Genomic DNA, 19,717 nt, shown 5'->3' on the forward strand with positions numbered 1-19,717 from the left:
CCGCCGTGGCACACGCGCAAGGCCGCGACTGCTCACCCTCCATGCCCCGCCATCGGGTTGTCCCGGGTGGTTCCGCCCTCCTCGGCGAATCGCACGATGGCCGCACACGCCTCATCCAGGGCGGGCGTCCGGCCCTCGCGCCGCGCCGACCAGTCCTCCAGAACGTCGCGCGCGGTGAGGAGATCAAGCAACGACCGCCAGCCGCGCGGCTGTTCGTCCTCCTCGTCGAGCAATAGCACCGGAGTCAGTGCGTCGACCGGCCGCCGATCATCCGGCACGGAGATGACCAGGTCTTCGGGCAGTTCGTCGAGCTGCTGCACGACCTCCCGCAAGATCGAGAGTTCGCCGTCATCGGCAGTCACATCCCCGAGTCTGCACCGTCCGTCTTCAGTCCGCCGGTCGATCTCGCGGCGTCAGGGAGCCATCCGGCTCAGCGGTGGGGTGTCCGAGAGCGCGCGACCAGAGCGCAGACCACCAGCAGCACCAAGAGGCTCCGGCCAGCCGACCCTGAATCCGAACCCACTGCCGGCAAGAGGCAGCCGCATCTGGGGTGGCGGGACGTAAAAGGACCGGCGCCCACGGGGGAAGGCGCCGGTCCTGACAAGGGACGCTACTCCACTGGCAGACGACTTGTCGATACGGGCGGCCGGGTTTCCGGGGACGGAAGTTCGGATCCGCGAGATACCGGTGGGTAACCGCGCGGCGGTGCCGCCCGCCTTGCGTGTGGGTGAGTTCATTGCTCCTCCGGGGAATGGGAGAAGCTTCGAGCAAAGTGGACGGAGGGTCAGGAGCAGGTGCCTCGTAAAGTCGTTCGCATGATTCGCGTGCTGCTCGCCGATGATGACGCCATGGTTCGGGCTGGGGTTCGCGCGATCCTGGGAAAGGCGGGCGACATCGAAGTGCTGGCCGAGGCGGCCGACGGGCGGGAGGCGGTGGAGTTGTGCCGAGCCCGCCGGCCCGATGTCGCCCTGCTTGACATCCGGATGCCCCGGCTCGACGGGCTGGGCGCGGCCGCCGAGCTGCGAAAGATCATGCCCGAGGTGGCCGTGGTCATGCTGACGACGTTCTCCGAGGACGAGTACATCGTCGCCGCGCTCGACGGCGGAGCCAGCGGGTTCCTGCTCAAGTCGGGCGACCCGTACGAGCTGATGGCCGCGGTCCGGGCCGCGCACGGTGGCGCCGCATACCTGTCGCCGCGCATCGCCCGCCGGGTGATCGAGCGGCTGAGCGGCGGTGCGACGACCCGGAAGGCGACCGCCCGGGAGCGCGTGGCGCAGCTTGCGCCGCGGGAACGGGATGTCCTCGGGCTGATCGGCGCGGGGCTGTCGAACGCTGAGATCGCGGGGCGGCTGTTTCTCGTCGAGGGCACCGTCAAGGCGTACGTGAGCAGCGTTCTGGTTCGCCTCGAAGTCAAGAACCGGGTGCAAGCGGCCATATTGGCGTACGAGGCGGGTCTAGTTCCGTGAAGCGTCGTTGTGATGGGGGACGGCCGACCCTTACGGAGATGCAGCGGTGAGTGAGAACCTGATCGACGAACGCGTGAAGCGCCTGCTCGCGGCGGTGTCCGCGGACGGCAAGACCTCGGAGCACCCGGTGGTCTCGGCGGGGGTGAAACCGAACCAGGCGCTGCAGGTGCTGACCATGGCCCAGCGCACCGCCGAGCAGCACGTCGCCGACGCCAACCGGGACTCCACCAAGATCCGCGAGGCCGCCCGCCTGGCCGCGGAGAAGGTCGGCCGGGAGGCCCAGGAGCACGCCGACAAGGTGCGCCGCGACGCCGAGAAGGCGATGGCCGAATCGCGCAACGCCACCGACCAGGCCAACCGCGACGCGCAGAAGACCGTGGACGAAGCCCGCCGCCAGGCCGAGCAGATCGTGCAGGAGGCGCGGACCCGGGCGAACACGATCACCACCGACGCGCGTGGCGAGGCGCAGCAACTCGGGGCGCGGGCGCAGCAGCGCTACGACGACTTCGTCGGCGGCCTGAGCGCCAAGCGCGAGGCCCTCCAGCAGCAGATCGAGGCGCTGGAAAACTTCGACCGCGATTACCGGGCCCGGCTGATGTCGTTCATGCAGGCGCAGCTGCGGGCGCTGTGGGTGGACGAGCCGCAGGTCGAGGAGACGCCCGACGAGCAGCCCGCCATCGAAGCCAAAACCGACGAAGATCCCGACGAGGAATGATCAAGCTCAAGATCAGGTCGTAGCGGGGTGGTGGGTGCGGACCGTTGCTCCCGAGGGTCGCTCCGCTCCATGTGCATGAGAGGTCGCGCCCCAAGCGCAGGGTGCTGTCCGCGGAGCGGATAGCACCCTGAACTGCCCCTATGTGCCGGGGCCGCGGGCAGCACCACCGCCCGAACCAGCAGTGGTAGCCAGGAGCGCCTCGCGCGCGGTGGGTGGCGGCGCCGGGCCGGTGGTAGGTGGGAGTGCTTTCCGGGTGGTGGCGGCGCCGGGCCGGTGGTAGGTGGGAGTGCTTTCCGGGTGGTGGCGGCGCCGGGCCGGTGGTAGGTGGGAGTGCTTTCCGGGTGGTGACGGCGCCGGGCCAGTGGTAGGTGGGAGTGCTTCGCGCGCGGTGGATTGCGCGCTGGGCTGCCATTGCGGGTGGGAGTGGTGGGCGGGAGCGGGGTTGCGCGCGGTGGGGTGCCAGGTGTGGGCGGCGCCGGGTCAGCTCATGAGGGTGAAGAGGTTGGCCAGTTCGGTGCGGTCTGCGTCGGTGGACAGGGCCAGGTGGAGCAGGAGGCGGGACTTCAGGGGGTCCAGGTGGCCGGCCGGGATCAGGCCACGGGTGATCAGGTCGTGTTCGGAGCCGGGGAACGCGTAGGTGTTGACGCCCGTCATGCCGGCGCCGGTTCTCGAGGCGAAGACGACCGGGATTCGCTGGGCGGTGGCGGTCAGGGGCTCGACCCAGGTGGCGGGGACGTGGCCCATTCCGAACGCCGCGATCACCAGGCCGTCCAGTTGCTCGGCGAAGGCTGTCAGCAGCTCGCCGTCGTCGCCCAGGGTGGCGTGGTAGATGCCTACGCGTGGCTGGCGGTTGGGCGCCGGCAGGGTGAGGCGTCGCGGTGGCTTGTTGATCAGGTGGGCGCGGCGTTCGGCCACGTGGCCCAGCGGGCCGCCGGTCGGTGAGGCGAACGCGGAGACGCTGGTGCTGTGCGTTTTGCGTACCCGGCTCGCGGCGTGGATCTCGTCCGACATCACGACCAGGCAGCCCAGCTCGCGCGCCTCGGGGCTGGCCGCGGTGACGATGGCGGCGAGCAGGTTGCCGGGGCCGTCCGCGCCGGCGAGCGACGGGTTGCGCATGGCGCCGGTGACGACCACCGGTTCGGGGCGTCGATGCAGCAGGTCGAGCAGGTACGAAGTCTCCTCGATGGTGTCCGTCCCCTGCGTGACGACCACCCCGGCGGCGCCCTCGTCCAGGTGACGCTCGATCGCCCCGAGCGTGGCGACCACATCCGGAATGGTCACCGACGCGCCGGGCAGCTGCAGCCGGCTCTCCGCGACGATCTCCAGCTCGAGCCCGGTCAGCCCGGGAACCGCCGCCACCAGCTGCTCAGCCGACAGGGCGGGCATCGCCCCACCCTCCGGCGGCCCGGTCATCGCGATGGTTCCGCCCAGCCCGATCACCGCGACCCGCATGAAAGCCTCCTTCGTCGTTCTCCCAAGTCCATCCCGCCCGGACAAACCCCGCAACCCGACGCACCACCCCACCCCGAGACCCGCGACCCCCACCCCGCGAGCCGTAACCCGACGCACCACCCCACCCCGCGAGCCACGAGCCGGGATGGGTGGCGGGGCCGGACAGCGGCAGGCGGGCTGCCGCTGGGGAGAAGGGGCAGCAGACGGGCTGCGGCAGGGGAGAGAAGTGGTAGGCAAGCGGCATCCGGGCGGCGGATGCCCGATTTGCCTACCACTGGAGTGCCACGAACCCGGGCCGGTCGCCCCCCAAATTGGCACCGGCCCGGGTTCGTCGCCGACGTTACGGGTGGGACGGGGGCCGAGCGATCCAGCTGGCTGCCGCAGGAAAGTACAGCCTGCTGGAGTTCGCCGGATTGACGGGCGCGGGAAGATCACACGTATGCCTCTGCATGTCTCCCGCCGCGTCCGGGCCGCCGTGTACGCGCTGGAGCACCTGGTCCTCGGCATCGGCACGGCTGTTCTGGCGCTCACCTCCGCGATCTGGACGATCGTCGCGCTCATCCCGGCCCCGCAGCTCGCGCTCCCGGCCGTGCGCCTCGCGGCCGACCGCGAGCGGGCCCGGCTGTCCCGGATGGGCCCCGAGATCGCCGGCCCGGACCCCCTGCCGCAAGGGCGATGGGCCTGGGTACGTGATCCCGCCATCCGCCGCGAGCTGGCCTGGACGGGCATCCACGCGACCGCCGGTTTCGTCCTCGGCCTGATGGGGCTGACCCTCCCGCTCTGGGCCCTGCAGGATCTCACCTGGCCGGTGTACTTCTGGCTGTTCGAGCCGGGCGAGGGCGGCCCGGGCATCGCGTACTGGTCGATGGACGGGCCGTTGCAGGTCTTCTACGTCTTCCTGCTCGGCCTGTTCTGGGTGCTGATGGTCATCTTCTTCGGCCCGCTGCTGGCCTGGGCGCAGGCGTGGCCGGGGCGCAGGCTGCTCACGCGTACGGACACCGACCCGTCGGTGCGCATCGCGCACCTGACCGCGACCCGCGCCGCCGCCCTTGACGCGCACGCGATGGAGTTGCGCCGCATCGAGCGTTCCCTGCACGACGGCACCCAGAACCGCCTGGTCGCCGTGAACATGCTGCTGGGCGCGGCCCGCCGGGCGCTGACCCGGGATCCGGCGGCGGCCGAGGCGGCGCTGGACCGGGCCCAGGAGGCGGCCGAGCAGGCCTTGGCCGAGTTGCGTACGGTGGTGCGCGGCATCCTGCCGCCGGTGCTGGCCGACCGCGGGCTGCCCGGCGCGCTGGCCGGTCTGACCACCAACAGCGCCGTACCCACCAAGCTTGACGTCTCGCCCGATGTCCGCGCCCCGGCCTCGGTCGAGGCGACCGCCTACTACGTCGTCGCGGAGGCACTCACCAACGTGACCAAGCACAGCGGGGCCTCGAACGCCTCGGTGGCGGTGTGGCGCGACCGTGACCGGCTGTTCCTGCGGGTCGGCGACGACGGGCACGGCGGGGCCGACGAGACCCGCGGCTCGGGCCTGACCGGCATCCGCCGACGGATCGAGGCGCACGACGGAAGATTGACCCTGACCAGCCCATTCGGTGGGCCGACGACGATGCTGGTGGAGCTGCCGTGCGGATCGTGATCGCCGAGGACGACCCCCTGCTGCGTGAGGGCCTGGCCGCCCTGCTGCGGGCCGAGTCGCTGGACGTGGTGGCCACCACGGACAATCCGTCCTCGTTCCTGGACGCCGTCGACGCCCACAAACCGGACGTCGCGATCGTGGACGTGCGGATGCCGCCGACCCACACCGACGAGGGCATCAAGGCGGCGGTGGAGGCGCGGCGCCGGCAGCCGGGGCTGGCGGTTCTGGTGCTTTCGGCGTACGTCGAACAGGCTTTTGCCACCGAATTGCTGGCCGGTGGCGCGGTGCGGCTGGGCTACATGCTGAAGGAACGGGTCGGCCGGGTCGAGGAGTTCCTGCGGGCGTTGCACCGGGTGGCCGAGGGCGGTACGGCGGTCGATCCCGAGGTGGTCGGCCAGTTGCTGGCCCGGCCGCGGCCGGACGACACGCTGGAGCGGCTCAGCCCGCGCGAACGTGACGTGCTCGCGCTGATGGCCGAGGGGCTGGGCAACACGGCGATCGCCGAGCGGCTGTTCGTCACCGAGGGTGCTGTGCACAAGCACATCCGCAGCATTTTCGCCAAGCTCGACCTGTCGCCGGACGACCGGGCCGACCGCCGGGTCACGGCCGTCCTCCGCTATCTGGACAGCCCGGTCAGCCGGTAGGCATCGGGATCCGGGCCGGCGTCTCGTTCCGCAGGAAGGTGAGCACCGCCGTCGTGTGCGGCGGGACGGTGCTGCCGGGGCAGGTGGTCCAGCGGACGTCCCCGGTGCGGAACGTCGCGACCGTGGTGACGCCGCCGGGGCAGGACGACGGCCGGGTGTCGTCCTGGACGGCGGTCTCGACCGCGAGGCCGGCGTCCAGCAGCTTCTTCAGTTTCTTGACCGTGAGCAGGCTCATCCGGCCTTCGGTGTCGGTGCCGTCGCCGGCGCAGTCCTGGCAGAGCCAGCCGCCGTCGATGTTGACCGAGAGCCAGGCGTCGCCCCAGCGGATGTCGATCGGTGAGCCCAGTTCGTCCTTGGTGGCGGCGCGGTGGCCCGGTTCGGCGGCGGTGATCGGCGGGTGGTGCGGGCCGCGCTGTACCAGTCCGCGCAGCCGGGCGAAGTCGTCGCGCCGGTCGGCGGTGTAGGTGACCCGGCCGAAGCTGCCGGGGTCGGCCCACCAGCACTGGGTGGTGGCCGGCCCGCGGCCGCAGCGGGCCGCGCCGCCGTACGGGCCGGGGTCGACGGGGCCGAGGTCGGCCAGGCCGGTGGCGACGGTGGGCAGGTAGGCGTCGAGCAGGCCGGCCGGGTCGGTGACGGGGCCGGCGGCCGCGGCGTACGCGATGACCGTCTCGCCCTTGCGAAAGGTGGCGGTGAACGGCGTCGACGGCGGCCCGATCTTCGCCGCCAGGCCGGTCGTGTCGTCGTCCGGTGGGGAGGGAAGGAGGGGCAGGCCGTCGATCTCGCGCGGGGCTTGGAAGGACGCGCTCGTCACCACCGGGGCCGGCGAGGGCGGGGCCGGTGGGGCGGCCGTCCTCGCGCATCCCGCGGTCAGGATGACGGCGAGGATCGAAGCGGGGAGAGCGGCACGCATGGCGCGCCAGATTACTGCCTGGGGGTGGATCCGCTCACCCGGGTACGAAAAACTGCCCTGGACGGCAGATGACGACTGCGGTGACGAGCTGGAAAGCATTTTCCGAAGGTTTTTCGGGAAAGAAAGCTGACCGTCCAAGGTGTCCGATCGTGGTACGCGCTGACCTTGGCTTCGACGATCATCGTGATGTCACGCTGACCGGTTGCGACCATCGAAAGCGTGATGCCCGGAGGCCGGTAAACGCACTCAAACTGCGGAAACCCGATGTCCGGATATCACGTCCTGGCATCGCCGGTAGTCCTGCCGGGGACATACCGGTATGGTGACTCCGCATAGACGCCGGTCTGATTTTGATTATCGGACCCCTCCCCCGAGCGGCTAGGACGATCACGCAGACGTGACTACTCAAACCGACGCCGACCTGCTACCGGCCGGACGACAATCGATCAAGCGCCGGGTCATCCGGCTGGTCCTGATTCCGGGCGCCGCGGCGCTCGTACTCTGGTTGGTGGCCTCCGGCTACCTCGTCTTCACCGGCTATTACGAGCGGGCGGTCGCCGTCGGTGTCCGTCAGGTGTCCATTCCCGCGGTCACCGGGCTCGCCGCCATCCAGCGGGAACGGCGGCTGAGTGCCGCGTACCTGTCGCATCCACAGCAGGAGATGCGGCAGCTCATCGACCAGCGCCGGCAGACCGACCAGCTGCTCGCCGACCTCCGGCGGAGCGCCGACCCGGTGCTGGCCGCCGCACCCGGCAGCATCAAGGCCAAGTGGGCGACCTTGTCGCAGGGGCTCGACGGGCTGCCCGGCATGCGCACCACTATCGACTCCGGGTCGGCCACCCCGCAGCAGGTCTACGACTTCTACAACGGACTGCTCGACGCCGCGGTCGGGCTGTTCGACACGCAGGCGCGTACGGTGCCCAGCGTCGACGCCTCGGTCGGTGGCCTGGCCGCGACCGAGGTCTTCCGGGCCAGCGACCTGATGGCCCGCAGCAGCTCGACCATCTCCGGCGCGTTCGGGTCGGGGAAGCTGGCTCAGGCCGACTTCGTGCGGTTCACCGCGCTGGTCGGCGCGTACCGGAACGCGCTCGCCGCCACCGCGCCCAACCTCGAGCCCGAGGCGGCCCGGCAGTACCAGGCGATCACCTCGGGTCCGGGGTGGCGCGATCTGACGGCGGCCGAGAACGCGCTGATCGCCGCGGGTCAGTGGCGCAACCGGGCGCCGAGTGGGCTGCCGGTCGACGAGACCTCCTGGGAACGGATCACCACCAGCGTCTCCAACGACCTGACCATCCTGGCCACGGCCCAGGCCGACGAGGTGTCCGCGGCCGCCCTGGCCAGCGGTAACCGCCAGCTGCTGATCGCTTCCGCGGGCAGTGCGGCGGCCCTGCTGATCGCCGCCCTGGCCATCCTCTGGGCCGTCCGGCAGTCGCAGATCCTGGTCAACAACGCCCTGTCGGTCCGGCTCTCCCAGCTCGGCCGCGACGCCGCGGCGGTGGTCGACGAGCGGCTGCCCGACATGATGAAGAAGTTGCGCTCGCGACAACCGGTCGACCGCAGCGCCGAGCTGCTCAGCCAGGACTACGGCCGGGACGAGATCGGCCAGCTCGCGCAGGTGCTCAACCGGTCGCTGCACGCCGCGGTCGGTGCGGCGGTGGACGAGGCGAACGCCCGCGCCGCCGGTACCGCGATGCTGATGGGCGTCGCCCGGCGCCCGCAGCGCCCGCTGCAGCGTGGCCTCAAGGTGGTCGAGGACCTGCAGGACCAGATCGGTGACGAGCAGCTGCTGGCGGCGTTGTTCGACATCAACCACCAGATGACGCAGACCCGCCGGTTCCTGGAAAACCTGATCATTCTCGCCGGTGGGCAGACCGGCCGCCGCTTCCAGAAGCCGGTGCCGATGCGCCGGGTGCTGCTGGCCGCGATCGCCGAGACCCAGCAGTACCAGCGGGTCAGCATCCGGCAGACGGCCGACGTGGCGCTCGCTGGCACCTCCACCTCGGGCACCATCCACCTGCTGGCCGAGCTGCTGGACAACGCGCTGGCGTTCTCGCCGCCGGAGTCGCCGGTGTGGGTCAGCAGTGCCCGGGTCGAGCGTGGCGTCGTGATCGAGATCGAGGACGGCGGCGTGGGCATGTCCGCCGACCGGCTCGACCAGATCAACACGATGCTGGCCACCGCGCCGACGCCCGATGTGACGGTGCTGCGCGACGGCGCCCAGATCGGTCTCTGGGTGGTCGCCGAGCTGGCCCGCCGGGACGGTCTCCAGGTCTCACTGCGCAGTTCCGCGTACGGCGGGGTGCTCGCCGTGATCCTGCTGCCGGACCGCGCGCTGGCCCAGTACAGCGAGACGCCGACGATGGAGCTGGACGCCGCCCGCGATGTTCCGCGCGGCGGTCTGGCGGCCAAGCCGGCGGCTCGTGACCAGGCCCGGGCGCATGTCGGACCACCGCAGCCGTCGGCGCCGGTCGCGGTCCAGGAGCCGCCGTCCCGCCCGCAGACCCTGGCCCAGGCCCCGCAGGTGAAGGCCCGATCGCAGCGCCAGCAGCCCCAGGTGACGGCGCAGACGCCGGTGCAGCGGCCGCAGCAGACGCAGGCTCCGGTGCAGCGGCAGCAACCCCAACCACAAGCCCAATCGCCGCAGCCGCAGCCGCCGCAGATCCCGCAGCAGCAGCCGGCCACCGCCGACGGGCGGCCCGCCCTGCCGGTGCGCCGCCCGCAGGAGCATCTCAACCCGATGCTGCGCGACGACGAGCCGTCCGGCTCCTTCGCCGCGCCGGCGGCGCCGGTCCGCACCCCGGACCAGGCGCGCGACCGCTTCGCTCGATACCAGCACGGCTGGCGTGCCGGCCGGCACGCCGGCGCCGACCCCGATCAGCAGCCGCCGCCCGGCGCTGACAACCGGTAACTCGAGACAGGGAAGATGATGGAGTCGACGTCACACAACGATCTGACGTGGATGCTGGATGAACTGGCCGCCTTCCCCAGCGTCCTGAACGCGGCGGTGCTCTCCACCGACGGCCTGATCATTCAGAAGTCCACCTCGCTACCGCAGGACGCGGCCGACCTGATGGCCGCCGCCGCGTCCTCGCTGTACAGCGTGGCCGCGGGCACCGGCCGCCGGTTCAAGAGCGGGCCGGTGCACCAGGTGGTCATCGAGTACGAGGACCACACCCTGTTCATCGCCGCGGCGGGGGAGAACGCGCGCCTGGCCGTGCTCTGCGGCGAGGACGTGGACATGGGTGCCATCGCGTACGAGATGGGCCGGCTGGTCACCCGGATCGGGCAGTACCTCGGCGCCGAGGCGAGAGCCACGGCCGGGGTGATCAACGGACATGCGGGCGGCTGACGGGTGACCTATGGCAGCTGGTCGGGCGACGAGGACGAGCTGGGCAAGCTCGTCCCGCTCTACGTCCTGGTCGGTGGGCGGACCACCCCACGCAACACCAGCCTGGACCTGGCCACGCAGATCATCGCGTATCCGGCCGACCCGGCCGCGCTGGAGCCGCACTACCGGCAGATCGTCCTGAGCTGCGGCGACTGGATCTCGATCGCGGAGGTGGCGGCGTACATCGACCGTCCCCTGACGGTGGTCAAGATTCTGGTCGATGTGCTGCTGGAGCAGGGACTGCTGGCGATCGGCGCGCCGGCGCAGCAAACCGTCATCAACCGTGGCCTACTCGAAACGCTCCTCGACGGCCTCCAACGACTCTGACTCAAGGGACAGCTGACGTGAAACGCACATCGGTGAAGGTGGTGGTGGCCGGGGGCTTCGGCACCGGCAAGACCACTCTGGTCGGGTCGATCAGCGAGATCGAGCCCCTGACCACCGAGGAGTTGCTGACCGAGGCCAGCGTCGGGGTGGACGACCTGGCCGGTCTGGACAGCAAGGACAGCACCACGGTGGCGCTCGACTTCGGACGGATCACCATCAACCACGAAGTGGTGCTCTACCTCTTCGGTACGCCCGGCCAGGACCGCTTCTGGTTCATGTGGGACGAGCTGGCCCAGGGTGCGGTGGGCGCGATCGTGCTGATCGACACCCGCCGGCTCGACTCCAGCTTCGCCGCGATCGACTACTTCGAGCGGCGCAAGATCCCGTTTGTGGTGGGCGTCAACATGTTCTTCGGCGAGCGCGTCTACACCGAGCCCGAGATCCGCGGCGCGCTGCATCTGAACGAGAGCGTCCCACTCCTGTGGACGGACGCGCGGAACCGGGCGTCGGTGCGCGAGACTTTGGTGGCGCTGGTCCGACATGCTCTGTCGCGGCTGCCGGACGAACTGAAGGTGTGATCATACGCTGCGCTGAGTGACCTTGTCACTACTGGTCGAGATCGGCGATCGACGATATTATCTAGTCCCATGACCAGTCATCTCCCTGGATTTCCCGATATAGCCTGGGAAAACTATCCAGCGGCGGGCCGGTCGTTCGGGACCTTTCTAGGTGGACTCTGGGCCACCGCCTGCGGCGCGCTCGGCGTGCCGCACAGCCCGGCGGCCCAGAGCGTGCAGATGGTGAGCTCGCTGCTCCCGGCCTGGAGCTCGGAAAAGATCGGGATCACGCCACCGCAGCAGTCCTACGTGTCCGATGACGGCTTCCCGGCCGAGATCTCGGTCAACTGGTCCGGGCCACGCCCCGAGCTGCGCCTCCTCTTCGACAGCCTCGGCGAGCAGTGGGTGTTCCCCGACGAGCCGGCGGGCTCGGTCGCCGACCTCTTCCCCACGGCCCCGGTGTGGCACGCGATCGCCTGGCGCCCCCCGGTGCGGGTCGTGCTCAAGACCTACTACGGCCTGTACGCACTGCCCAAGCCCGATCGCCGGGCGGCCGTCGGCGCGGCGATGACCCGGCTCGGCCTGGACGCGGCCTGGGCCGACGCCCACCGGCGGGTCGAGGTCCCCGGCGGCGAACGGGAGATCGAGTTCTTCGCGGTCGACCTGGTCGGCCGGGCCGAGGCCCGCGCGAAGGTCTACTACCGCAACCACGACGCCGACCTGGCCGAGGTGTGCCGGGTCGCCGCGGTGGCCTCGAAGCACGACGTGAGCGAGGCGACGACCGCCTACCGGATGCTGGCCGGGCCGAGTACCAAGGCCGGCCGGGCCGCGCTGACCTGCCTGGCCTTCCGGTCCGGGGCGGCCACGGCGATCGAGTCGACGACGTACCTGCGGATGCCCACGCTGACCGCCTCCGACCAGGAGGCGGTGGACCGTACCAGCGCTCTGCTGAGCCACCACGGTGTCGACCCCGGCCGGTTCCGCGCGCTGACCGAGGCGTTCGCCCCGGTGCCGCTGGCGCACAGCACCGGCCTGCTCGAACTGGTCAGTTTCCGTGCGGCCGGCCGCCCCGCGGACATCACCACCTACTTCCGGTTCCCCGTTTACCCACGGTAGAAAGGAAGTCCCTCGTGACAGTCCAGGATGTGGAACGCGTTGCCCAGTTCAACGAGGAACGACAGCGCGAGTACGCCGAGTCGGCGCTGATCAGGCTGCTGACCGACGAGTCCACCGACCCGGCGACCAAGAAGGCGGTACTGACCTACCTCCAGCCCTGGTCCAACGCGTTCCAGCGGATGATCAGTGCCCGGGTCACCTTCGAGTCCGACCCGGCCCTGTACGCGCTGGCCCTGGAACACCAGCAGGAAGAGATCGGCCACGACGCGATCCTGCGCCGCAGCCGCGCCGAGGACACCAAGGTGGTCTGGGACCCGGTGATCGAGGCCGGCGCGTCCTGGTTCGTCGACCAGTTCGCGGTGCAGCCCGGGGTCAAGAAGGCGGCCCTCGCCCACCTGGCGCTCGAGGCCGGCAGCCTGGTCTTCAGCCAGGCCGGCACCAGGGCCTTCCCCGACGACGAGTATTTCGACCTGCACGACGAGGCCGATGTCGGACACCTCGAGATGGGCTACGACGTGCTCCGCGAGCGCGACGACTGGAGTGCCGACGGGGTCATCGAGGTCCTGGACCGCGGCTGGCAGGTGATCGGCGTGGTGTCCGATCGCATCGCCGAGTGCGCGCGCCGCGACACCGCGGCGTGACCCATCCCGACCCGGTTTCCGCGGCGCGCGCTGTCGCCGCGGAAACCATTCAGGCCTTCGCGGACGCGTTCGGTGACCGGCTCGCCGCCGGCTATCTGCTGGGCAGTCTCGCCTACGGGGGGTACGCCCCGGCGGTCAGCGACATCGACGTCGCCGTCGTCCTCACCGACCGGCAACCCGGCGACCCGGATCTCGTCGATGCCACCGTCGGCGCGCTCCGCGAGCGGAGCCCGTTGCACGCCAAGCTCTCGGTCTTCTGGAGTTCTCTGCCCGCCCTGCGTGCCGGCGAGTCCGACGGCCGGTTCCCGGGGATCGACCGGATGCAACTCGTTGACGACGGTGTCTTGCTGGCCGGCACCGATGTGACCGGCCAGGTGGGCCGGATCCCCGGCCGTGACCTGATGCTGGAGAGCATCCGGTTCGCCGTCGAGCTGCTGGCCACCGACGAGGTGATCGCCGAGTTCCACCGGCCGCGCCGGCTGCTGGTCGATCCGGTCTGGTTCACCAAGGCGGTGTTCTTTCCGCTCCGCATCAGGTTCAGCGCGGAGGGGGGAGCCGGCACCTCCTCGAAGAACGACGACGCCCTCATGTGGTACCTGGTCAACCGGTCCCAGCCTCCGGGGGGCGACCTCGTACGCATGGCCAACCGGATCCGCGGTGGCGAACCCCTGGACCCGGAGGAGGCGGCCATCTCGCTGGCCGCCGGCCTGGTACCCCTCTATCGGAGGTTCCTCGACGACCACCTCTATCACCTGCGCCGGGTGGACGCGCCACCCGAGCTGATCGCGGCGGTCGAGCGCTGGAACGAGCGTCTGGCGGACCCCGGACCTGACTGACGGTCCCTGGGCCTACGTCGCGGACGCTGCCGCCGCGGGTGGCTCGGCGACGTGGAGCACACGCACCGAGCCATCGCCGACACCGCGGCTATGCCAACCTGTTGGTCACGCTGATGGTTCGATCGTGATGTCCACGTAGCTCCAGTTGTCGGCCGGGTTCTGGTCGGCCTGGAGCTTGGTCTGGCCGGTCGGCGGGGTCAAGCGCTGAAGCTTCATGCTGTAGTCGGTGCCGGGCAGGCCGAGGTCGAGCCCGAGCCGGGCGAGGTAGTTCTGGTAGTCGGCGAACTCGTCGCCGGTCATCCACTGCGGCTGCAGGCTCGTCCGTGCCGGCGCCTGCGCGTCCTTGCTGATGTAGAGCCCCATGCCGGCCTGGTAGGTCGAGTCCCACACGATCCGCTTGTCCCAGAAGCAGGCGGTCGGCCGGCCCTCCTTGAACCAGCAGTTGCTGGGCCGATCGCGCGTCGTGATGTCGGGACCGCTGTTGAGGATCACCGCGATGCCGTTGATCCCGTCGGTTCCGGTGTTCTTCACCCGGAGCGGGATGCCGAATCGGTCGCCGGGTGACTGGGTCCGCTGAACCGGGGGTCCGGCGGTGAGGTCGACCGCGTCGGCCGCGCGTACCGCGACGGTGCTGGTGACCGGTCCGTAGCCACGGCCGGAGAAGGTGATCGCCAGCGATCCATCGGAGCGCGGGTTGTAGTCGGCCTTCGCGTACGCCCGGAAGAGGCCCGCGATCCCGTCGGGGGTGAGGGTGAGGCTGCCGTCGTGCACGCAGACCACCTCGGTCGGTGTCGTGCTGGAGCAGTGCACCGGTCCCTGGTCGGCCCCGGTCAGGGTGACGGCGGTGTACATGCCGGTGAGGCGGAAGGTGACCTGTGCGTCCTCGATGGTCACCGGTTCCGACGCGGCGAGGTGGGGCGAGACCAGGATGGCCGCGCCGTCCACCGGGAGGAGTACGTCGGAGGCGACGACGTAGACCTGGGCGGCGTCGGCGGCGGAGGCCGGGAGGGCTCCGGTCGTCGCGGCGAGAGCGGCCGCGGTGAGGCCGGCGAACACGCGTCGTGCGATGCGTAAAGCCATGTCTGTCCAATCCGGATAGTGCGGAGGGACAGCGTAGGCACATCGCCGGAGGCCGTGGGGGCGCCGGTTCAAGTTGTGAACGATAACAAACGGATATGGGACTTGGGAGCGTTGTGTGATCGAGCCTTGACGCACCGGTATGGGAGCGTTAACACTATCGAAACTCATCAACCTCCTTACTCGCGCCAGGAGGGAAACATGATTTTGCACAGGATGTCCGCCGTCGTCGCCGGGGTCGTATTGCTCGGCGGCGCCATGGCCGGCTGCGGGAACGGGAATCAGGTGTCCGGCGGCACCGACGACGGCAAGATCACGCTCGGGTTCTCGCAGGTCGGGGCCGAGAGCGGCTGGCGTACCGCGAACACCAAGTCCATCCAGGATTCGGCCGCGGCCGCGGGTGTCGACCTCAAGTTCGCCGACGCCCAGCAGAAACAGGAGAACCAGATCAAGGCGATCCGCTCCTACATCGCGCAGAAGGTCGACGTGATCGCCTTCTCGCCGGTGGTCGAGACCGGCTGGGACGCGGTGCTGCAGGAGGCCAAGGCCGCGAACATCCCGGTCATCCTGACCGACCGCGCGGTCGACTCACAGGACAAGACGCTCTACAAGACGTTCATCGGCTCGGACTTCGTGGTCGAGGGGCAGAAGGCCGGCGATTGGCTGGTCAAGGAGTACGAGGGCAAGTCCGGCCCGGTCAACATCGTGCAGTTGGAGGGCACCACGGGCTCGGCGCCGGCCAACGACCGCAAGTCGGGCTTCGAGGAGAAGATCAAGGCCGACCCCAAGTTCAAGATCATCGCATCGCAGACCGGCAAGTTCACCCGGGCCGACGGCAAAGAGGTGATGGAGGCCTTCCTCAAGGCCAACCCCAAGATCGATGTCCTGTACGCCCACAACGACGACATGGGCCTCGGCGCGATCGAGGCGATCGAAGCGGCCGGAAAGAAGCCGGGCACCGACATCAAGATCATCACAGTGGACGCGGTCAAGGACGGCATGCAGGCTCTGGCCGACGGGAAGATCAACTACATCGTGGAGTGCAGCCCGCTGCTCGGACCACAGCTGATGGACCTGGTCAAGAAGGTCAAGGCGGGCGAGCAGGTCGAGCCGCGCATCCTGACCGAGGAGACCACCTTCACGCGGGAGCAGGCCAAGGAAGCCCTGCCCACCCGGAAGTACTGACCGATGGCGGAGACCACGCCGATCCTCGAGATGCGGGGCATCGGCAAACGGTTCCCCGGGGTGACGGCGCTCGACGGCGTGGACTTCCGCCTCTTCCCCGGCGAGGTGCATGCGCTGATGGGGGAGAACGGTGCCGGGAAGTCCACACTGATCAAGATCCTGACCGGTGTCCACGGCATCGACGACGGGGCGATCGAGCTCAGCGGCGTACCCGTGAATTTCTCTGGACCGAAACAGGCGCAGCACGCCGGCGTCAGCACCGTCTATCAAGAGATCAACCTCTGCCCCAACCTCACCGTGGCGGAGAACATCTACATCGGCCGCGAACCCCGGCGGCTCGGCCTCATCTCGTTCCGCGCCATGCGGGCGAAGGCGGCCGAGCTGCTGGGCTCGCTCGGCCTCGACATCGACCCCGGCTCGATCCTGGCCGGACACTCGATCGCCGTGCAGCAGATGGTGGCCATCGCCCGCGCCGTGGACATCTCGGCCCGGGTCCTCATCCTCGACGAGCCGACGTCCAGCCTCGACGCCGGCGAGGTGGCCCAACTGTTCCGGGTGATCCGCGGCCTGCGCGAGCAGGGTCTCGCGATCGTCTTCGTGACGCACTTCCTCGACCAGGTCTACGAGATCTCGGACCGGATCACGGTGTTGCGCAACGGGCGGCTGGTCGGTGAGTTCAAGACGGCCGAGCTGTCCCAGCGCAACCTGGTCGAGAAGATGATCGGCAAGGAGCTGTCGGCCCTGGAGAGCCTCGAGGAGCAGGCCAAACCAGTCCTGCCGGCCGCGTCGGCGCTGGTCGAGGCCGACGGCATGGGCCGGACCGGTGCGATCGCGCCGTTCCGCCTGACCATCCACGCCGGCGAGGTGGTCGGACTGGCCGGGCTGCTCGGCTCCGGCCGCAGCGAACTGGCCCGGCTGCTGTTCGGCGCGGACAAGGCCGACTCGGGCGAGCTGCGCGTCGAAGGTCAGCCGGTGGCGTTACGCGGCCCCCGCGCGGCCATGTCCCACTCCATCGCCTACCTGTCGGAGAACCGTCGCGCGGAAGGCCTGATCGAGGAGCTGACCGTACGGGAGAACATCATCCTGGCCCTGCAGGCCCGCCGCGGCTGGGCCCGTCCGGTGCCCCGCCGGCAGCAGGACGAGCTGGTCGGCAAGTACGTCCAGGCGCTCAGCATCCGCCCCGCCGACCCGCAGACCGTGGTGCGCAACCTGTCCGGCGGGAACCAGCAGAAGGTGCTCCTGGCCCGCTGGCTGATCACCGCGCCGCGGCTGCTGATCCTGGACGAGCCGACCCGCGGCATCGACGTCGGCGCCAAGGCCGACATCCAGCGGCTGGTCGTCAGCCTGGCCGGGGACGGGCTGGCCGTGCTGTTCATCAGCGCCGAACTGGAGGAGGTGCTCCGGCTCAGCCACAAGATCGTCGTGCTGCGCGACCGGGTGGTCGTCGCCCAGGTCGAGAACACCGAGTCGGTCGACGCCAACACCATCATGAACACGATCGCCGGCGGGGAGAGCTCGTGAAGCATCGATTGTTCTGGGCCTCCGCCGCCCTGATCGTCCTGCTCCTGGGCAACCTGATCTTCACGCCGCACTTCTTCTCCATCGAGCTCCGCAACGGGCAGCTCTACGGCAGCCTGATCGACATCCTGCGGCTGTCGGCCCCGCTGATCCTGGTGTCGCTGGGCATGACACTGGTGATCGCCACGGGCGGGATCGACCTGTCCGTCGGGTCGGTGATGGCAGTCGCGGGGGCGTTGGCCTGCCTGTACGTATCGGATAATTCGGGGCTGCCGGGCGTACTCATCGGCTGTTCGATCGCCTTGGGTCTGGCTCTTGTGCTCGGCGCCTGGAACGGCTTCCTGGTCTCGGTGATCGGGCTGCAACCGATCATCGCCACGCTGATCCTGATGGTGGCCGGGCGCGGGCTGGCCCAGCTGATCACCGAGGGCCAGATCATCACCGTGAACTCCCCGCCGTACCGTTTCATCGGCGCCGGTTACCTGCTCACCTTTCCCTTCGCCGTGATCATCGCGGCCGCCGTCGTCGCCGTCGCCGCCCTGATCACCCGGCGCACCGCCCTCGGCCTGCTGATCGAATCGGTCGGCGGCAACCCGCGGGCCAGTCGCCTCTCCGGCATCCACTCCCGCCGCCTGATCTGGGGTGTGTACGCCTTCACCGGCCTCGTCGCCGGCATCGCGGGCCTGATGGCCACGGCCAACGTGTCCAGCGCCGACGGCAACGCGGTCGGCAGCCTGATCGAGCTGAACGCCATCCTCGCCGTCGTCATCGGCGGCACATCCCTGGCCGGCGGGCGCTTCTCCATCGCCGGCACGGTCATCGGCGCCCTGCTCATCCAGGCCCTCGACACGACCATCTACACGACCGGCGTACCCGCGCAGACCACCCAGCTGTTCAAGGCGGTCGTGGTGATCGTCATCTGCCTGGTCCAGTCGCCCGTCTTCCGCCGCCGCGTCCTCCGGACGGTGCCCGCATGAGCCGCCGGTATCTGCCCGTCGCCGGGACCCTCGCGCTGTTGATCATCATGTACGCCATCGGCATCGCCAACTACGAGAACTTCTACAACACTCAGATCCTGCTCAACATCTTCATCGACAACTCGTTCCTCCTGGTCGTCGCGGTCGGCATGACCTTCGTCATCCTGACCGGCGGCATCGACCTGTCGGTGGGCTCGGTCGTCGCGCTGACCACAATGGTCTGCGCCACCCTGCTCAACCACGGCTGGCCGACCCCGCTGTCCATGCTCGCCGTCCTGCTCATGGGGGCCACCCTCGGCTTCCTGATGGGCTGCGTAATCCACTTCTTCGAGATCCAGCCGTTCATCGTCACCCTGGCCGGCATGTTCCTGGCCCGCGGCCTCTGCTACGTGATCAGCACATCCTCCATCTCGATCAACGCGCCGTTCTGGAAGACCACCGCCCAGCACCGCATAGCCCTCGGCACCTTCACCATCACGCCCAGCGTGCTCATCGCCGCACTGGTGGTGGTGATCGCCGCGGTGACACTGGCCTGGACCCGCCTCGGCCGCACCGTCTACGCCATCGGCGGCAACCCGACCTCGGCGATGCTGATGGGCCTGGGCGTCGGGCGCACCCGGATCGCGGTCTACACGATCAGCGGGCTGTGCTCGGCCATCGGAGGCCTGCTGCTCAGCTTCTACATGAGCTCGGGCGACCCGCTGCACGCCATCGGCATGGAACTCGACGCGATAGCCGCCGTCGTCATCGGCGGCACCCTGCTGACCGGCGGTTCCGGCTATGTGCTGGGCACGGTCCTGGGAATCACGGTCCTCGGCCTGATCCAGACCATCATCACCTTTCAGGGCAACCTGAGCAGCTGGTGGACGCGCATCGTGATCGGTGGCTTGCTGTTCGTCTTCGTCCTGCTGCAACGCACAGTCGTCCGGCGAACCCCCTGACCTGTGGACAACCGCGGCCGCTCGCCCCTTTTCCCGGCTATGGTCGGCCGCCCACCCAGAGGGTGGGGGAGGAGGCGGTGGCGGCGCAATTTCAAGATCAAGAGCAGGATGTCGTAGCTGGGTGGGTGGTGCGGACCGCTGCTCATTGGTGGACCCTTGATGTTGTCCGGCCCGTTAGGGCCGGAGGCATCTGGATCCGTCGGGTCATCGCCCACCGTTGCTGCCCCCTTTTTTGGTTTGAGGGCTTGCGGGAGTGTTAGCGAGGCTTGGCGGTCCGGGGCATCCCGACTGGCGACAGGGCTACTGCGCCGTTGAGCGCCCGTCA

Annotated in this window: 19 protein-coding genes; 15 read left to right on the forward strand and 4 right to left on the reverse strand. The window is 69.7% G+C overall.

The window, feature by feature from the left end; translation table 11 throughout:
- Window positions 1-32: 32 nt before the first annotated feature.
- Window positions 33-362, reverse strand: coding sequence for a hypothetical protein (locus tag ACGFIO_RS34880; protein ID WP_392833163.1), 330 nt, complete (start codon window positions 360-362; stop codon window positions 33-35).
- A 453-nt stretch (window positions 363-815) separates the two neighbouring features.
- Here ACGFIO_RS34880 and ACGFIO_RS34885 point away from each other — a divergent pair, with 453 nt between their 5' ends.
- Together ACGFIO_RS34885 and ACGFIO_RS34890 are read left to right on the forward strand one after the other, a co-directional pair.
- Window positions 816-1,466 carry a response regulator gene (locus ACGFIO_RS34885; RefSeq protein WP_392833164.1) on the forward strand — a complete coding sequence of 217 codons (651 nt, stop codon included), beginning with the start codon at window positions 816-818 and terminating at the stop codon, window positions 1,464-1,466.
- A gap of 46 nt (window positions 1,467-1,512) precedes the next feature.
- The gene (locus ACGFIO_RS34890; RefSeq protein ID WP_392833167.1) at window positions 1,513-2,181 is read left to right on the forward strand and encodes a hypothetical protein; all 669 of its coding nucleotides are present in this window, start codon (window positions 1,513-1,515) and stop codon (window positions 2,179-2,181) included.
- Between the two features lie 480 nt (window positions 2,182-2,661).
- Here ACGFIO_RS34890 and ACGFIO_RS34895 read toward each other — a convergent pair whose 3' ends face one another.
- Window positions 2,662-3,633, reverse strand: coding sequence for an asparaginase (locus ACGFIO_RS34895; RefSeq protein WP_392833170.1), 972 nt, complete (start codon window positions 3,631-3,633; stop codon window positions 2,662-2,664).
- 439 nt (window positions 3,634-4,072) lie between these two features.
- Between ACGFIO_RS34895 and ACGFIO_RS34900 the strand changes: the two genes are divergently transcribed.
- Both ACGFIO_RS34900 and ACGFIO_RS34905 read left to right on the forward strand, forming a co-directional pair.
- Window positions 4,073-5,275: a sensor histidine kinase gene (locus ACGFIO_RS34900; RefSeq protein ID WP_392833172.1), complete on the forward strand. Its 1,203-nt coding sequence runs from the start codon at window positions 4,073-4,075 to the stop codon at window positions 5,273-5,275.
- Window positions 5,263-5,919 carry a response regulator gene (locus ACGFIO_RS34905; RefSeq protein ID WP_392833175.1) on the forward strand — a complete coding sequence of 219 codons (657 nt, stop codon included), beginning with the start codon at window positions 5,263-5,265 and terminating at the stop codon, window positions 5,917-5,919. The genes ACGFIO_RS34900 and ACGFIO_RS34905 overlap by 13 nt, the downstream gene beginning before the upstream one ends.
- Here ACGFIO_RS34905 and ACGFIO_RS34910 read toward each other — a convergent pair.
- Window positions 5,909-6,829 (reverse strand): hypothetical protein, encoded by a 921-nt coding sequence (locus tag ACGFIO_RS34910; RefSeq protein ID WP_392833177.1) that lies wholly within the window; start codon window positions 6,827-6,829, stop codon window positions 5,909-5,911. The genes ACGFIO_RS34905 and ACGFIO_RS34910 overlap by 11 nt on opposite strands.
- A 397-nt stretch (window positions 6,830-7,226) precedes the next feature.
- Here ACGFIO_RS34910 and ACGFIO_RS34915 point away from each other — a divergent pair, with 397 nt between their 5' ends.
- The 7 genes from ACGFIO_RS34915 (at window position 7,227) to ACGFIO_RS34945 (ending at window position 13,694) form a co-directional block, all read left to right on the forward strand.
- Window positions 7,227-9,737 (forward strand): nitrate- and nitrite sensing domain-containing protein, encoded by a 2,511-nt coding sequence (locus tag ACGFIO_RS34915; protein WP_392833179.1) that lies wholly within the window; start codon window positions 7,227-7,229, stop codon window positions 9,735-9,737.
- Between the two features lie 51 nt (window positions 9,738-9,788).
- Window positions 9,789-10,178 (forward strand): roadblock/LC7 domain-containing protein, encoded by a 390-nt coding sequence (locus tag ACGFIO_RS34920; RefSeq protein ID WP_392833182.1) that lies wholly within the window; start codon window positions 9,789-9,791, stop codon window positions 10,176-10,178.
- Window positions 10,179-10,181: 3 nt separating this feature from the next.
- The gene (locus ACGFIO_RS34925) at window positions 10,182-10,544 is read left to right on the forward strand and encodes a DUF742 domain-containing protein (protein WP_392833185.1); all 363 of its coding nucleotides are present in this window, start codon (window positions 10,182-10,184) and stop codon (window positions 10,542-10,544) included.
- A gap of 17 nt (window positions 10,545-10,561) precedes the next feature.
- Window positions 10,562-11,122: an ATP/GTP-binding protein gene (locus ACGFIO_RS34930; protein ID WP_392833186.1), complete on the forward strand. Its 561-nt coding sequence runs from the start codon at window positions 10,562-10,564 to the stop codon at window positions 11,120-11,122.
- 69 nt (window positions 11,123-11,191) lie between these two features.
- A complete protein-coding gene (locus tag ACGFIO_RS34935) occupies window positions 11,192-12,217 on the forward strand; it encodes a hypothetical protein (RefSeq protein ID WP_392833187.1) in 1,026 nt (341 codons plus the stop codon).
- Between the two features lie 29 nt (window positions 12,218-12,246).
- Entirely contained in the window at window positions 12,247-12,858 is a 612-nt protein-coding gene (locus ACGFIO_RS34940; RefSeq protein WP_392833189.1) for a hypothetical protein, read from the forward strand.
- Window positions 12,831-13,694, forward strand: a complete 864-nt coding sequence (locus ACGFIO_RS34945; RefSeq protein WP_392833191.1) for a hypothetical protein — start codon at window positions 12,831-12,833, stop codon at window positions 13,692-13,694. The genes ACGFIO_RS34940 and ACGFIO_RS34945 overlap by 28 nt, the downstream gene beginning before the upstream one ends.
- Before the next feature lie 105 nt (window positions 13,695-13,799).
- Here ACGFIO_RS34945 and ACGFIO_RS34950 read toward each other — a convergent pair whose 3' ends face one another.
- The gene (locus tag ACGFIO_RS34950) at window positions 13,800-14,774 is read right to left on the reverse strand and encodes a hypothetical protein (RefSeq protein WP_392833194.1); all 975 of its coding nucleotides are present in this window, start codon (window positions 14,772-14,774) and stop codon (window positions 13,800-13,802) included.
- Between the two features lie 198 nt (window positions 14,775-14,972).
- Here ACGFIO_RS34950 and ACGFIO_RS34955 point away from each other — a divergent pair, with 198 nt between their 5' ends.
- The 4 genes from ACGFIO_RS34955 to yjfF are packed head-to-tail and all read left to right on the forward strand — an operon-like array spanning window position 14,973 to window position 19,392.
- Window positions 14,973-15,956, forward strand: a complete 984-nt coding sequence (locus ACGFIO_RS34955) for an ABC transporter substrate-binding protein (RefSeq protein WP_392833196.1) — start codon at window positions 14,973-14,975, stop codon at window positions 15,954-15,956.
- A 3-nt stretch (window positions 15,957-15,959) separates the two neighbouring features.
- The gene (locus tag ACGFIO_RS34960) at window positions 15,960-17,477 is read left to right on the forward strand and encodes a sugar ABC transporter ATP-binding protein (RefSeq protein ID WP_392833198.1); all 1,518 of its coding nucleotides are present in this window, start codon (window positions 15,960-15,962) and stop codon (window positions 17,475-17,477) included.
- Window positions 17,474-18,451 carry an ABC transporter permease gene (locus ACGFIO_RS34965; protein WP_392833199.1) on the forward strand — a complete coding sequence of 326 codons (978 nt, stop codon included), beginning with the start codon at window positions 17,474-17,476 and terminating at the stop codon, window positions 18,449-18,451. The genes ACGFIO_RS34960 and ACGFIO_RS34965 overlap by 4 nt, the downstream gene beginning before the upstream one ends.
- Window positions 18,448-19,392 (forward strand): galactofuranose ABC transporter, permease protein YjfF, encoded by a 945-nt coding sequence (yjfF, locus tag ACGFIO_RS34970; RefSeq protein ID WP_392833202.1) that lies wholly within the window; start codon window positions 18,448-18,450, stop codon window positions 19,390-19,392. Before ACGFIO_RS34965 ends, yjfF begins: the two co-directional genes overlap by 4 nt.
- Window positions 19,393-19,717: the final 325 nt, after the last annotated feature.

It is taken from the genome of Actinoplanes sp. NPDC049265 (assembly GCF_043197135.1).
Classification (GTDB): domain Bacteria; phylum Actinomycetota; class Actinomycetes; order Mycobacteriales; family Micromonosporaceae; genus Actinoplanes.

What these genes read in the sequence shown, in the direction of transcription:
- ACGFIO_RS34960 (WP_392833198.1), top strand. Translation starts at nt 15,960, where the DNA reads ATGGCGGAGACCACGCCGATCCTCGAGATGCGGGGCATCGGCAAACGG.
- ACGFIO_RS34955 (WP_392833196.1), top strand. Translation starts at nt 14,973, where the DNA reads ATGATTTTGCACAGGATGTCCGCCGTCGTCGCCGGGGTCGTATTGCTC.
- ACGFIO_RS34935 (WP_392833187.1), top strand. Translation starts at nt 11,192, where the DNA reads ATGACCAGTCATCTCCCTGGATTTCCCGATATAGCCTGGGAAAACTAT.
- ACGFIO_RS34950 (WP_392833194.1), bottom strand. Translation starts at nt 14,774, where the DNA reads ATGGCTTTACGCATCGCACGACGCGTGTTCGCCGGCCTCACCGCGGCC.
- ACGFIO_RS34920 (WP_392833182.1), top strand. Translation starts at nt 9,789, where the DNA reads ATGCTGGATGAACTGGCCGCCTTCCCCAGCGTCCTGAACGCGGCGGTG.
- ACGFIO_RS34895 (WP_392833170.1), bottom strand. Translation starts at nt 3,633, where the DNA reads ATGCGGGTCGCGGTGATCGGGCTGGGCGGAACCATCGCGATGACCGGG.
- yjfF (WP_392833202.1), top strand. Translation starts at nt 18,448, where the DNA reads ATGAGCCGCCGGTATCTGCCCGTCGCCGGGACCCTCGCGCTGTTGATC.
- ACGFIO_RS34910 (WP_392833177.1), bottom strand. Translation starts at nt 6,829, where the DNA reads ATGCGTGCCGCTCTCCCCGCTTCGATCCTCGCCGTCATCCTGACCGCG.
- ACGFIO_RS34900 (WP_392833172.1), top strand. Translation starts at nt 4,073, where the DNA reads ATGCCTCTGCATGTCTCCCGCCGCGTCCGGGCCGCCGTGTACGCGCTG.
- ACGFIO_RS34885 (WP_392833164.1), top strand. Translation starts at nt 816, where the DNA reads ATGATTCGCGTGCTGCTCGCCGATGATGACGCCATGGTTCGGGCTGGG.